12 protein-coding genes are annotated in these 13166 nt (G+C 67.5%); 9 read left to right on the top strand and 3 right to left on the bottom strand.

Going from position 1 to position 13166, the window contains the following annotated elements:
• The first annotated feature begins 406 nt into the window (after positions 1 to 406).
• Entirely contained in the window at positions 407 to 655 is a 249-nt protein-coding gene (locus tag AC3WLD_RS05350; protein WP_492555896.1) for a GlsB/YeaQ/YmgE family stress response membrane protein, read from the top strand.
• A 617-nt stretch (positions 656 to 1272) separates the two neighbouring features.
• The gene (locus AC3WLD_RS05345) at positions 1273 to 1716 is read left to right on the top strand and encodes a hypothetical protein (RefSeq protein WP_492555895.1); all 444 of its coding nucleotides are present in this window, start codon (positions 1273 to 1275) and stop codon (positions 1714 to 1716) included.
• A 48-nt stretch (positions 1717 to 1764) separates the two neighbouring features.
• On the opposite strand, the gene tldD is transcribed toward AC3WLD_RS05345, so the two are convergent.
• Complete coding sequence (tldD, locus tag AC3WLD_RS05340; protein ID WP_492555894.1) at positions 1765 to 3183, bottom strand: metalloprotease TldD; 1419 nt, start codon at positions 3181 to 3183, stop codon at positions 1765 to 1767.
• Positions 3184 to 3324: 141 nt separating this feature from the next.
• Entirely contained in the window at positions 3325 to 3522 is a 198-nt protein-coding gene (locus AC3WLD_RS05335; protein ID WP_492555893.1) for a zinc-finger domain-containing protein, read from the bottom strand.
• Positions 3523 to 3590: 68 nt separating this feature from the next.
• On the opposite strand from AC3WLD_RS05335, the gene AC3WLD_RS05330 reads away from it, so the two are divergent.
• The 4 genes from AC3WLD_RS05330 (at position 3591) to AC3WLD_RS05315 (ending at position 10261) form a co-directional block, all read left to right on the top strand.
• Complete coding sequence (locus tag AC3WLD_RS05330; protein ID WP_492555892.1) at positions 3591 to 4568, top strand: ABC transporter ATP-binding protein; 978 nt, start codon at positions 3591 to 3593, stop codon at positions 4566 to 4568.
• 160 nt (positions 4569 to 4728) lie between these two features.
• Positions 4729 to 6306 carry an L-aspartate oxidase gene (gene nadB, locus AC3WLD_RS05325; protein WP_492555891.1) on the top strand — a complete coding sequence of 526 codons (1578 nt, stop codon included), beginning with the start codon at positions 4729 to 4731 and terminating at the stop codon, positions 6304 to 6306.
• Between the two features lie 315 nt (positions 6307 to 6621).
• Complete coding sequence (locus AC3WLD_RS05320) at positions 6622 to 7035, top strand: hypothetical protein (RefSeq protein WP_492555890.1); 414 nt, start codon at positions 6622 to 6624, stop codon at positions 7033 to 7035.
• 97 nt (positions 7036 to 7132) lie between these two features.
• Entirely contained in the window at positions 7133 to 10261 is a 3129-nt protein-coding gene (locus AC3WLD_RS05315) for a CHAT domain-containing protein (RefSeq protein ID WP_492555889.1), read from the top strand.
• On the opposite strand, the gene AC3WLD_RS05310 is transcribed toward AC3WLD_RS05315, so the two are convergent.
• Entirely contained in the window at positions 10258 to 10686 is a 429-nt protein-coding gene (locus AC3WLD_RS05310; protein ID WP_492555888.1) for an acyl-CoA thioesterase, read from the bottom strand. The genes AC3WLD_RS05315 and AC3WLD_RS05310 overlap by 4 nt on opposite strands.
• 62 nt (positions 10687 to 10748) lie before the next feature.
• On the opposite strand from AC3WLD_RS05310, the gene AC3WLD_RS05305 reads away from it, so the two are divergent.
• From AC3WLD_RS05305 to AC3WLD_RS05295, 3 genes are read left to right on the top strand one after another with little or no spacing between them, the layout of a single operon-like run.
• Positions 10749 to 11261 carry a GNAT family N-acetyltransferase gene (locus AC3WLD_RS05305; RefSeq protein ID WP_492555887.1) on the top strand — a complete coding sequence of 171 codons (513 nt, stop codon included), beginning with the start codon at positions 10749 to 10751 and terminating at the stop codon, positions 11259 to 11261.
• A gap of 18 nt (positions 11262 to 11279) precedes the next feature.
• The gene (ispG, locus tag AC3WLD_RS05300; protein WP_492555886.1) at positions 11280 to 12416 is read left to right on the top strand and encodes a flavodoxin-dependent (E)-4-hydroxy-3-methylbut-2-enyl-diphosphate synthase; all 1137 of its coding nucleotides are present in this window, start codon (positions 11280 to 11282) and stop codon (positions 12414 to 12416) included.
• Positions 12417 to 12457: 41 nt separating this feature from the next.
• Positions 12458 to 12973 carry a retropepsin-like aspartic protease family protein gene (locus AC3WLD_RS05295; protein ID WP_492555885.1) on the top strand — a complete coding sequence of 172 codons (516 nt, stop codon included), beginning with the start codon at positions 12458 to 12460 and terminating at the stop codon, positions 12971 to 12973.
• Positions 12974 to 13166: the final 193 nt, after the last annotated feature.

Below are 13166 nucleotides of genomic sequence, written 5' to 3'. Positions count from 1 at the left end.
AAAGGGGCGAGCGGCACCGAAAACTTGTCCACAGCCCCCGACCGGAGTCCATGCGATTCCACGCGATGAGCGATGCGGAAACGTGCGACCCCGATATGGTGATGCGAGCCATTGGCAACAAGGTTTTGTGCCTGGGCCCGCTTCGACCACTACCCATAGTGCCTGAAGCCGAGTCAGGAACAAGAGGGTAAATGGCGGATTGACGGTGCGGTTCGTCGCACGCCCGATTCGCTTCGTCGCAGCCTCGACGCGGCCCGGCGCGGCGACGCGTGGACAGTCCAAGGGTTTGCAGTTCGGCAAGAGCGAAAATGCGGTTGGTCGAAATTATTTTCGCGCGTTACCAAGTTGTGGACAAACGGGGTGCCGCTTGAAGCGGCCCATGAAGCTGTGGAGAAACGGTACGGCCATGTTCAACATCATCGGAATGATCGTCTCGGGCCTGATCATCGGCGCGCTGGCGCGCTGGTTCTACCCCGGCGACGTCGACTTCGGCTTCTGGAAGACCATCGGCCTCGGCATCGCCGGCTCGCTGCTCGCGGGCCTGCTGGCGAGCCGCAGCGACAACGGCACGTTCCTGGGCCTCAATCGCGCCGGCTGTCTGGGTTCGGTGATCGGGGCGATGGCGCTGATTTTTGTGGGGCGGCATTTTTTGTGAGTAGCAAAGCGGCGGCGTTGGAGCTTGATCCGGCATCCCGCTTTCGCGTTCCGGCGCTGTAGCTGATCCGCGCGGCACCCGAATTCGCTCCGGCACGTAGGGGCCGCGGCCAAGGCAGCACCCCTTCCAGCCACGTTCCTCGTACAAGTACAGTCATGACACGCGCGCAGCACGCTTGCTGAGCGGAATCCATGACCAAATCGGTGTCGGCAAATGCAGATAGGGTAGGACTTCGCCCCCGCGATCAAGAAATATCCGAAACGGATAGAATTACCGCGCCTGGCCGACGGGCGAGGCTGCCAACTGCCCGCCACTCCATGCGATTGATTGCCGCGTCGAAGCGATATTGGCGATCGTCAGAACAGATACTGCCCCTGTCCAAAAACAAGAGCCCAAGGCACAATGAACAATTCTTCAAACATCTCTAAAATAACCACAATATAAACTGTTGAAGGTTTTTAGACCGATCTGATACCTTCCAAATTGGGCCAGGATGATTCTTTAGTCATTAATAAGTTGACGTCGCAGCGGACAGAGAAATTCCGCCGCGATTACTGAGCTTTGGCGGTCTTCCTGGTCTGCCAGCCCCTGGGGCAGGGGTCAAACAGGAGGATGTTATGAGAACAGCATTGTTCGTCATCGGTGCGCTGGGCCTTTCCGCGCCAGCGTTCGCCGCGGATCCCGTCATGTTCACATTCAAGACGGCTGACCAGCCGGCCACCGTGCTGGGCAACGGGGACATCATGGGCTTGTCCTACACCGGCAAGATGTGGACCACCTGGGCCGACGGGAAGAAGACGGAATCGACCTATACGTGCGTGTCGACGTCCAACCCGCCGAATGACCAGATTTTTGACACGACGACCGTCTGCGACGGGAAGTCGGCTGACGGCAACTACACCTCGATCTGGGGTTGCAACCTGATCGACAAGGCCAAGATGACGGTGGGCTGCGTCGGCGGCCTGTATGGCCAGACCGGCTCGTTCGCCGGTCGCGCCGGCGCGGCAACGTACAGCGGCGCAGTAGGAGGCGGCATGGGAACCGGCCAGTGGGGCGGTTGACCTACTGACCAGGACGGCCAGTCGGCCCTCGCCGGCCCGAGATCCGGCTCACCCAGTCCCCCCCACGGTGAGCCCCTCGACCAGCAGGGTCGGCTGGCCGACGCCGGCCGGCACGCTCTGCCCGCCCTTGCCGCACACGCCGACACCCTCGTCCAATGCCATGTCGTTGCCGATGCCGAGCACCCTCGTCAGCACCGTCGGCCCGTCGCCGATCAGGGTCGCGCCCTTGATCGGGGCGCCGAGCCTGCCGTTCTCGACCTTGTAGGCCTCCGTGCAGCTGAACACGAACTTGCCGCTGGTGATGTCGACCTGCCCGCCGCCGAAGCTCTTGGCATAGATCCCGTCCTTCATCCGCCCTAACAGCTCGGCCGGGTCGTCCCGGCCGCCGCGCATGAAGGTATTGGTCATCCGCGGCATCGGCGCGTGGGCATAGCTCTCGCGGCGGCCGTTGCCGGTGGGGGCGACGCCCATCAGGCGGGCGTTGAGGCGGTCCTGGATGTAGCCCTTGAGGATGCCGTCCTCGATCAGCACGTTCTCCTGCGTCGGCGTGCCCTCGTCGTCGATCGACAGCGAACCGCGGCGCCCCGCCATGCTGCCATCGTCGATCACGGTGACGCCCGGCGCGCCGACCCGTTCGCCGATACGGCCGCTGAACGCCGATGTGCCCTTGCGGTTGAAGTCGCCCTCGAGCCCGTGGCCGACCGCCTCGTGCAGCAGCACGCCGGGCCAGCCGGGGCCGAGCAGGACCTGCATCTCGCCCGCCGGCGCCGCGACGCTCTCGAGGTTCACCAGCGCCTGGGCGAGCGCGGTGTCGATCGCGCGGTTCCAGTTCTCGGGCTTGAACAGGTCGTCGTAGAGCCAGCGCCCACCCATCCCGAAGCTGCCGGTCTCGCGCCGCCCGCCCTGTTCGACGACGATGCCGACGTTGAGCCGGACCAGCGGGCGCACGTCGTGCGCGACGAAGCCGTCGGCGCGGACGATCTCGACCACCGACCACGAGCCGGACAGCGAGGCGGTGACCTGCGCGACGCGGGGGTCGCGGGCCCGGGCGGCGGCGTCGATGGTCTCGAGCAGCTTGACCTTGGCCTCGAACGGCACGGCATCCAAGGGGCTCGCTTCGGTATAGAGGTGGCGGTTGTTGCCCTTGGGCGGCGGGGCCATCGGACTCTTGGCCGGATCGAGCAACTTGAGCGTCTCGCCGGCGCGGGCGATGGCGGCGGCGGAAATGTCGTTCGCGTGGGCGAACCCGGTCATCTCTCCCGACACGCCGCGCAGGCCGAACCCGGCGTCGCGCGAATAGTCGGCGGTCTTGAGCCGCCCGTCGTCGAACCCGAACGCCTCGCTGGCGATGAACTGGAGATAGAGCTCCCCGTCGTCGCAGCTCTTCAGCGCGTCGGCGGTGAGCCGCTGGGCCTCCGCCGGATCGAGGTTGCGGTAAAGCAGCGAGCGGGGATCGGTGAGGGTCATCCGGGGGATATAGGGATTGGGTGCGCCAACGCGCCAGCCAAAATCAACCCGCGCCCCTCGAAGGCGGGGGCCTCGTGCGGAATACGGTCCGCCTGGTCGATGGAGGTCCCCGCCTGCGCGGGGACGCCGCTGGTCGTAAACTCAGGCCGCCGCCTGGTCCGCCGGGCCGCCCTTCAGCACGAAACGGCGGTCGCAATAGCCGCACTCGGCATAGCCCTTCTCGTCGATCTCGAGCCACACGCGCGGATGGCCGAGAGCGGCGCCGCCCCGGATGTCGGTAGCCCCGTCGCATTTGACGCGGGTGCTGTCGGTGAAAACGGTTTCGGGAGCCTGTGCCATGGCCGGCGCGCCTAGCAAAACGCAGCGCTCTGGACAAGCGCGCGGGCAGGGTGCAACCAGCCGCGACGATGATCGACCCCGTCTCCTCCCCGACCTCCGGCACCGCCGCCCCCGCCATCTCGATCCGCGACCTGGTCAAGCGCTATGCCCCGGCCGGCAAGTCCGAAGGCAAGCTGGCGCTCGACGGGGTGAGCTTCGACGTGCCGCAGGGGCAGATCTTCGGCCTGCTCGGTCCCAACGGCGCGGGCAAGTCGACCCTGATCAACACGCTCGCGGGCCTCGTCCAGAAGACAAGCGGGACCGCCGAGATCTGGGGCTTCGACATCGACCGCGACCGCCAGAACGCCAAGGCCAGCATCGGCATCGTCCCGCAGGAGATCGTGTTCGATCCGTTCTTCACGCCGGTCGAGGTGCTCGACCTCCAGGCCGGCTTTTACGGCGTGCCAAAGGCGAAACGCCGCTCGATGGAACTGCTGCGCGCGGTGCACCTCGCGGACAAGGCCAACGCCTATGCCCGCTCGCTGTCGGGCGGGATGAAGCGGCGGCTGCTGATCGCCAAGGCGATGGTCCACAGTCCGCCGGTGCTGGTGCTCGACGAGCCGACCGCGGGCGTCGACGTCGAACTGCGCCGCCAGCTGTGGGAACTCGTCGTGCGCCTCAACAAGGAAGAGGGGGTGACGGTGGTGCTGACCACCCACTACCTCGAAGAGGCCGAGGAGCTGTGCGACCGCATCGCGATCATCAACCACGGCCGGCTCATCGCCAACAAGCCGACCCGCGAGCTGGTCGCGATGGGACGCGAGAAGATCGTGGTCCTGACGCTGGACCGCGACGTCCTCCTGCCCCCGAACCATCCGGCGTTCCTCAAGTGCGAGGTCACCGGCGAACGCACGGTCGAAGTCTCATACGACATGGACAAGACCAACGCCGGCGAGGTCATGGCGCTGGTCCAAGGCCAGGGTTACGCCATCGTCGATGTCTCGACCCGCGAGGCGGACCTCGAGGACGTGTTCGTTTCGCTCACCAGCCAGCCGCAGGCAGCGTGACCTCTCCCCTCCCGCTTGCGGGAGGGGTCGGGGGTGGGCATGAAGCACCGCGCAACGCTCGCGATTGCCGATCGACGGATGACTCATTGCCGATGAACACATTTGCTTCTGCTGGTCACAGGCCCACCCCCAGCCCCTTCCGCGAGCGGGAGGGGAGCCAGTGAGCCACGACGTCCTGATCATCGGCTCCGGCGCGGCCGGGCTTACCGCCGCACTGGTGCTCGCGGAAAAGTGCAAGGTGCTCGTCCTCGCCAAGGGCGCGCTCGACGGCGGATCGACCAACTGGGCGCAGGGCGGGATTGCCGCGGTGCTCGACAAGGGCGACACCTTCGACGACCACATCCGCGACACGATGATCGCCGGCGCCGGCCTCAACCGCCGCGAGACGGTCGAGTTCGTGGTCGAGCAGGCCCCCCGCGCGATCGAGCGACTGGTGGAGCTCGGCGTGCCGTTCAACGCCGAATCCGGTGCGCTGCACCTCACGCGCGAGGGCGGGCATTCGCACCGCCGCATCGTCCACGTCGACGACGCCACCGGCGCGGCAGTGCAGAAGGCACTGCTCAAGGCCGCGCAGGACCATCCCAATGTTACCCTGCTCGGCGGGCGGACCTGCATCGACCTCATCAACGGGCGGCACGAGGCGGCGCGCTATTCGGGTTCGGGCCGGGTCTGGGGCGTCTATGCGCTCGACGAGGCAACCGGCACGGTCGAGGCGCACACCGCCCGCGCGACGATCATGGCGACCGGCGGCGCGGGCCGCGTCTACCAGTTCAGCACCGCCCCACGCGGCGCGACCGGCGACGGCATCGCCATGGCCTGGCGCGCAGGCGCGCGCGTCTCCAACATGGAGATGATGCAGTTCCACCCGACCTGCCTCTATAACCTCGAGGTCAAGAACTTCCTGATCACCGAGGCGGTGCGCGGCGAAGGCGGGCACCTGATCAACCCGCGCACCAAAAAGCGCTTCATGAAGAAGTACGACGAGCGGCTGGAGCTCGCCCCGCGCGATGTCGTCGCCCGCGCGATCGACGCCGAGATCAAGAAATACGGCCTCGACTACGTCCACCTCGACATCAGCCACATGCCCGCCGAGTTCGTGCGCGGCCACTTCCCCAATATTTACGAGAAGCTGCTCGGGCTGGGCATCGACATGACCGCGCAGCCGATCCCGGTGGTCCCGGCGCAGCACTACACCTGCGGCGGGATCCTCATCGACCTTGACGGGCGGACCGACCTGCCGGGCCTCTACGCGGCCGGCGAGTGCACCGAGAGCGGCCTCCACGGCGCGAACCGCCTCGCGTCCAACTCCCTGCTCGAATGCTTCGTGTTCGGCGATGCCGCCGCGCGCGATATCCTCGAGAAGTGGGACAGCTTCACCGCCCCGCCCGAAGTCCGCCCGTGGGACGAAAGCCGCGTCACCGATTCCGACGAGGAAGTCGTGATCAAGCAGAACTGGACCGAAATCCGCCGGTTCATGTGGAACTACGTCGGCATCGTGCGCACCAACAAGCGGCTGGAGCGCGCCGCGCACCGCATCGCCATGCTGGCGGACGAGGTCAACGACTACTACGGCCACTTCCGCGTCTCGACCGACCTGATCGAGCTCAGGAACCTGCTCCAGAGCGCCGAACTGATCGTGAAAAGCGCGCAGAGCCGTCACGAGAGCCGGGGGCTGCACTACAACCTCGACTATCCGCAGACGGATGAGGTGGCGCGCGATACGGTGCTGGTGCCGTAAGCGCTCCCTGCAAACGTCGTCCCCGGACTTGATCCGGGACCGCCGGCAACCTTTCGCCCAGCTTCCCGGTACGCTTGAGCCCAGCCCCGCAGCGGTCCCGGGTCGAGCCCGGGACGACGTCTATTTGCAAGGCGGACTCTGCGCCCCGACCAAGGCCCCGCCCGATCGTCTCCGTCTGCAATATCGGAAGGCTCGCGCACCGGCTGTGATACAAAAAGTTGCAGAAATCGCGCCCGATGCCTCCCATAAAGGAGTCAGCGACCGTTCAGCCCTGCCGGGCTATCGATCGCAGATCGAATTTGAAAGGACGAAGCCATGATTGCCAGGAAGATCGGATTGGCCTTTGCCGCTGTCGCCGTTCTCGGCGCCCCGGCCATGGCCGTCGCCAAGGAACGCCTCACCCCCGAGCAGCGCCTCGAAAAGCGGCTCGAAGGCCGCGTCGCGGGTGAGCCGGTGAGCTGCATCTACCTGCCTGCGGTGCGCGACACCACGGTCTATGACAAGACCGCGATCGTCTATAACGCCGGCGGCACGCTTTATGTGAACCGGCCAGACAACGGGGCCAGTTCGCTCGACAGCGACGACGTGATGGTGACAGAGCTGCACAGCTCGCAGCTGTGCGATGTCGACGTTGTGCGGATGCACGACCAGTCAAGCCACTTCTACAGCGGCACCGTGTTTCTTGGAAAGTTCGTTCCGTACCGCAAGGTCGAAACCGCCGCCAACTGAGGCGGAAAGCCGAGCTCTTTCGGGTCGCACCAGAAGAGTCCGGTCCGGACCGGATATTTCCTAGACGGGGCGCGCAGACGTCGGGCACACCACCCGGATGCTGCGCGCCCCATTTCGTTTGCTCGCCCCGCTCCTGCTTGCCACGGCGGGTCTTTCGGCGCTGGCGTTCCCCGCTCCGGCCCATGCCGCCGACAGCCGCGACACCGATGCGGCGACCGCGCTTGCCGGGCGCGTTCCCGACGCCGCCGCGCTCATGGCGGAGCGAGACAGGCTCCAGGCGGCCAAGAAGAACCGCGAGGCTATCGCCCCGTCGCGCAAGCTGGTGGAAAAGGTCGCCGCCCTCCCTGACGCGACGCTGAAGGAGCGGGCGATCGCGGCGGATTACCTCGCGCGCACGCTGCTGGTCGCGAACCTGTTTGACGAGGCCTATGGCTGGAGCCTCCACGCCGCCGCGCTGTGGAACGGGCAGGCCAGTCCGCCCGCTCCCGACGCGCTGGCGAGCGACAAGCGCGCCGCCGCCGCGCTTGTTGGCAACCTGACCCTCGACATCAAGCACATCGACACGTTCTACCAGCTGCAGGTGACCAGCCTCGTCGCGTACACGGCGCGGCGCCCCGACCTTGCGCAGCCGGTGCTCGACAAGCTGGCCGACGCGGCGCCGGTCATCCTCGGCAAGAGCAAGCCGACCTCGACCATCGCCAACCGCGCCGGGACCACCGACATCGAACTCGGCCAGGGGCAGAAGGCGGAAACGCGGCTGCGCCTGGCGTTCGATTATTCGAGCGCAAGCTATGGCGAGGCGGCGCCGCAAACGCAGCTGGTCCTCTCCAACCTTGCGGCCGCGCTCGCGCTGCAGGGCCGCAGCGACGAGGCGCTGGTGCTGGCGCGGCGCGCCTACGAAGGTGTCGCGGCGGCCCCGGGGACCAGCGCCGAACGGCAGAAGACGATCATCAATCTTGGCCAGATCCTCGCTGACCGCGGAGAGTTCGCCGAGGCAGGGACGCTGGCGCAGGAAGTCCTGACACTTGCAGCCGGCAAGCCGAGCACGATGCAGATCGACGCCTATGTCCTTGCCGGACGCGTCGCGCTGGCACAGGGCAAGGGTGGCGACGCCATCACCCAGTTCGAATATGCGATCGCCACCGCAGCGGCTGCGCGGGGCAGCTTCGCCTACCGGATGCGCCCGGCGCTCTACATGGCGATGAGCATGATCGACCAGGATCGCTGGCTCGCCGGGCAGAAGTACATGCTCGGCGCGGCGACCCTGCTCTACTCCGTCGACAAGGACGTCGATTCCGACAAGCTGACCAGCAGCAAGGACAGCTGGACCAAGCGGCTCGCCAGCTATTCGGCCGAGTTCAACCGGGGTGCGAGCAGCGAGGACATCGCGCTTTACGACGAACTGCTGCTGCGCTTCTCGATCCACTACGAAGAGGAGCCCGGCGCGAACCTGCCCCGCGCAAGACGGCTGGCGTCGGAGGTCAATGCGCGGATCGACCAGCTGGGGTTCCTCCCGCAGGACGAGATCGCGGCGCGCAACGCCGCGCTGGCGGCGCGGCGGCGCAACCTCCTGCTGGCCGACTACGACTGGTTTTCCGCCCCCTCGATGAAAATGCGCGAATCGCTGCTGGCGATGCGGGCCGAAAGCTTCACCGCGCTCCAGCGCGCCGATGCGAGCAGCGCCAGCCAGGCTATCGCCCAGCTTGCCGCGCGCACCCTGTCGGAGGCGATCTCGCCCGAACTCGGCGCACTCGCCCGCCGCCGCGAGGACCTGGTGGCGAAGTGGAGCGAGCTCGACCGGGCGCGGCTCCTCGCCGTCGGCGGGGGGCCGGTCGATCCGGGGCTTGCCGCACAGATCAGCGCGGTCGAAGCCGAGCTGGCGCAGATCGACGGCAAGCTGCGCGCCGCCGCGCCGCAGTTCTTCGCGTACATCCGGCCCGAGCCGATGAGCGAGGCCGAGGCGAAGAAGCTGATCGGGCCGGACGAGGCGGCAATGCTGGTCGTGCCGAGCGAGGCCGGCACCCACATCATGCTGGTCACCGACCAGGACGTGAACTGGCTCCACTCCGACCTTTCCGAGAAGGAGATCGAGAAATACGCCCGCCGCCTGCTGTGGTTCGCCGGGGCGGGTGTCGAGGTCAGCGAGGCAGAAGCGGTGCAGTGGGCCGATGAAGTCCCCGGCGACGCCTCGTTCGACCGGACAACCGCGCATATCCTGTGGCGGGAGCTGGTCGAGCCGGCCCTGCCTTACCTCAAGGACCGCAAGCGGCTCTATATCGCCGCCGACGGGATCCTCTCGTCGCTGCCCTTCGGGATCCTCGTCAGCGCGCCGCCCGAGGGCAAGGACGACGATCCCGATGCCTTGCGTGGCACCCGTTGGCTGGCCGACGACTACGCCCTCACCCAGATCCCCTCGCTCCAGTCGCTCGCCCTGCTGCGCAGCGCCGAGAAGGGCCAGGTCGGGACCGGCTTTTCCGGATGGGGCGATCCGATGCTGGCCGGCGCGGCCGAGACCCGTGGCGGGCGCGGGCGTGCCGGGACCGGCATGGCGCGGGTGTTCGGGGCGACCCGCTCGGCCAGTGGCGCGGGCCTCGCCAACATCGCCGAGCTGAAGAAGCTGGCGCGCCTGCCCGGCACCGCGACCGAACTCAACGCCATGGCCCGCGCCTTCGCCGCACCGAAGAACGCACTGCACCTCGACAGGGCGGCGACCGAAACCGCGCTCAAGCAGGCCGATCTCAGCAAGGCCGGGATCATCGCCTTTGCCACCCACGGCCTGACCGCCGGCGAGGTATCCGGCGCGGTCGAGCCGGGTCTCGTCATGACCCCGCCGACCGAGCCGGGCGCGATGGACGACGGCTACCTTGCCGCGAGCGAGGTCGCGCAGCTCAAGCTCGCGGCGGACTGGGTGATCCTCTCCGCCTGCAACACCGCGGCGGGCGACGGCAGCGCCGGGGCGCCGGGGCTCTCCGGCCTGGCGCGGGCGTTCTTCTATGCCGGGGCGCGCAACCTGCTCGTCTCGCACTGGCCGGTGCGCGACGACGTCGCCGCGAAGCTCACGGTGCGCACGATCGAGATCGCCCGCGACAACCCCGACCTCTCGCGGCCCGAAGCGCTCCAGCAGGCGATGCGCGAGATCCGCACGAACACCGCGCATCCCGACTGGGCCCATCCCAACGCCTGGGCTCCCTTCACCCTGATCGGCGACGGCCGGCCGCGCGGTTAGTCTTCGGAGAGAAGCAGGCTTTCGAAGAACGCGCGAACGGCGGCAGGAACGGGCGCGCCGCCATTGTCGTCGACCGAAACCACCACGCTGTCCGCCGCGCCGATGCAACGCTCGCCGAGAAACAGCGCCTGCCCGATGACGGCCGAGCGGTCACCGATGCGGACGATGCCGGTGCCGACGGTAATCGTCCCCGGGTACTTCGCCTCGCGGAGGTAGGCGATGTCGAAGTTGGCGATGACCATCCGCCCCCGCTCACCCGTCGCCCGATACGCCTCGCTCAGCAGTTCGAACCGCGCCTCGTCATAGAATTGCCCGGTCGCGACGTTGTTGAGGTGGCGGAAGAAGTCGATGTCGCTGAACCGGATCGGCACGTCCTTTCGGCGTGGATATGTGCCGAGTTGAAGGCGGGCCGGGGTCGGTTTCATCGATGGTTCCTCTCGCCGGCCGACGCTAGCCCTGCGCGGCACGGTGCGCTAGCGGAAGCGACATGGACCTGCGCCCCGCCACCCCCGCCGACGCCGCCGCGCTGGCACAGCTTGCCCGCGATGCCTTCGTCGACAAGTTCGGTCACCTCTACAGCGCCGAGAACCTCGCGAAATTCCTCGACGAAAGCCATTCGGAAGCCAAGGTCGCCAAGGAGATCGCCGATCCCGGCATGGCGGTCATGCTGGCCGAAGAGAACGGCGAAATGGTCGGCTTCTGCAAGCTCGTGTACGATTCGACACTCAAGGAACACGGCACTGCCGAGCGGCCGCTCGAGCTCAAGCAGCTCTACACCGCCGCGGGCCGGACCGGCGGCGGGATCGGGGCGGTGCTGATGGACTGGGCGCTCGGGGTTGCCCGCCAGCGCGGCGCCGACGAGGTGCAGCTTTCGGTGTGGAGCGAGAACGAGGGCGCCCACCGGTTCTACCACCGCTATGGCTTCGCGAAGATCGCCGACATCCACTTCTGGGTCGGCGACCACTGCGACGACGAATACTGCTTCGCGCTGAGGCTCTAAGCCCCTATATCGCGCCCCATGTCCTCCATCCGTCCCTGGCGCACGATCGAGCGCCGCAAGAGCCGTCAGATCATGGTCGGGCGCGTCCCCGTGGGCGGCGACGCGCCGATCACCGTGCAGACGATGACCAACACCCCAACTGCCGATGCCGTGGCGACGATCGACCAGATCCGCCGCTGCGAGGATGCCGGGGCCGACCTCATCCGCGTGTCCTGCCCCGACGTCGAGAGCACCGCCGCGTTCCGCAAGATCGTGAAAGCCGCGCGCGTCCCGCTGATCGCGGACATCCACTTCCATTACAAGCGCGCCCTCGAAGCCGCGGACGCCGGCGCGGCGTGCCTGCGGATCAACCCGGGCAACATCGGCAGCAGCGACCGCGTCGCCGAGGTCGTCCGCGCCGCCAAGGCCAACGGCTGCGCCATCCGCATCGGGGTCAACGCCGGGAGCCTCGAGAAAGACCTGCTCGAGAAATACGGCGAGCCCTGCCCCGAGGCGCTGGTGGAGAGCGCGCTCGACCACATCAAGCTGCTGCAGGATCACGATTTCCATGATTACAAGGTCGCGGTGAAGGCCAGCGACGTGTTCCTCGCCGTCGCCGCCTACCAGGGGCTGGCCGACGCGGTCGACTGCCCGCTGCACCTCGGCATCACCGAGGCGGGCGGGCTGATCGGCGGTACGGTGAAGAGCGCCATCGGCATCGGCAACCTGCTGTGGGCCGGGATCGGCGACACCATCCGCGTCTCGCTCTCGGCCGAGCCCGAGCAGGAAGTGCGAGTGGGCTTCGAGATCCTCAAGGGCCTCGGCCTGCGCACCCGCGGCGTGCGCGTGGTCTCGTGCCCGTCATGCGCGAGGCAGGGCTTCGACGTGATCCGCACGGTCGAGGCGCTGGAAGACCGGCTGAGCCACATCAAGACCCCGCTCTCGCTCTCGGTCCTCGGCTGCGTCGTCAACGGCCCCGGCGAGGCGCGCGAGACCGACATCGGCGTGACCGGCGGCGGCAACGGCAAGCACATGGTCTACCTCTCCGGCGTGACCGACCACCACGTCCAGTCGGACGAAATGCTCGACCACATCGTCGCGCTGGTCGAGGCCAAGGCCGCCGAGATCGAGGCTTCGACCAGCGACGCCGGGCAGGTCACCGAGGCGGCGGAGTAGTCGTTCGCAATCGGGTAACCCCCGTCTGCTAGGCAGGCACCATGCACCGCCTGCTCGCCATTGCCGTCACCGCCATTCTCGGCTTTTCCGCCTTGGCCATGCTGGCAACCGGGATACGGGGAAACGACCCCAGCGAGCCGCTGCTCGTCGCGCCAACCGATGCGGCCCTCACGACCGCCGGCTCAGGCGAAGGCGGGCTGTTCCGGATCGAGCGCGATGGCTCCGGCCAGTTCCGGGTCGATGCGCTCGCCAACGGCGAGGATGCGCGGTTTCTGGTCGATACCGGGGCGGACATCGTCGCGCTGGGTCCCGACGAGGCCGAGCGGCTTGGCGTGGACTTCGACCCCGCCGCCTTCGCGCCGATCGGCCGCTCCGCTTCCGGCACGGCGCGGGGCGTGATGGCCAGGCTCGACCGGCTGGAACTGGGCGGGCGCGAGTTCCGCGATATCGACGTCGCGGTGATCGACGGGCTGCACACCAACCTGCTCGGCCAGAACCTGCTGCGCCAGATGGGCCGGGTGGCGATCAGCGGCGACCGGATGACGATCGGGGGGTAAAGCCCCTACCTGTCCCCTTCCACGTCATGCTGAACTTGTTTCAGCATCCCGCTCGAGGATCTCTTCGGGAGTTCCCTGAGTGAGCAGCCGTTCGGTTTGCGTTTGGATCGACCCTTCAGGCAGGACGCGAGTAGACCCTGGAGCCGAAGGCGTGCGCAGCACAAACAAGTTCAGGGTGACGAGGTGTTTATCG

The sequence above is a fragment of the Novosphingobium sp. FW305-C-111 genome, from assembly GCF_058783565.1.
The sequence above is the reverse complement of the archived record's forward strand: the minus strand, read 5'-3'. Positions and strand labels throughout refer to the sequence as shown.

Coding starts and splice junctions, on each gene's coding strand:
- AC3WLD_RS05330 (WP_492555892.1), top strand. CDS start 3,591: ATGATCGACCCCGTCTCCTCCCCGACCTCCGGCACCGCCGCCCCCGCC.
- AC3WLD_RS05315 (WP_492555889.1), top strand. CDS start 7,133: ATGCTGCGCGCCCCATTTCGTTTGCTCGCCCCGCTCCTGCTTGCCACG.
- AC3WLD_RS05310 (WP_492555888.1), bottom strand. CDS start 10,686: ATGAAACCGACCCCGGCCCGCCTTCAACTCGGCACATATCCACGCCGA.
- ispG (WP_492555886.1), top strand. CDS start 11,280: ATGTCCTCCATCCGTCCCTGGCGCACGATCGAGCGCCGCAAGAGCCGT.
- AC3WLD_RS05305 (WP_492555887.1), top strand. CDS start 10,749: ATGGACCTGCGCCCCGCCACCCCCGCCGACGCCGCCGCGCTGGCACAG.
- AC3WLD_RS05335 (WP_492555893.1), bottom strand. CDS start 3,522: ATGGCACAGGCTCCCGAAACCGTTTTCACCGACAGCACCCGCGTCAAA.
- AC3WLD_RS05350 (WP_492555896.1), top strand. CDS start 407: ATGTTCAACATCATCGGAATGATCGTCTCGGGCCTGATCATCGGCGCG.
- AC3WLD_RS05345 (WP_492555895.1), top strand. CDS start 1,273: ATGAGAACAGCATTGTTCGTCATCGGTGCGCTGGGCCTTTCCGCGCCA.
- AC3WLD_RS05320 (WP_492555890.1), top strand. CDS start 6,622: ATGATTGCCAGGAAGATCGGATTGGCCTTTGCCGCTGTCGCCGTTCTC.
- tldD (WP_492555894.1), bottom strand. CDS start 3,183: ATGACCCTCACCGATCCCCGCTCGCTGCTTTACCGCAACCTCGATCCG.
- AC3WLD_RS05295 (WP_492555885.1), top strand. CDS start 12,458: ATGCACCGCCTGCTCGCCATTGCCGTCACCGCCATTCTCGGCTTTTCC.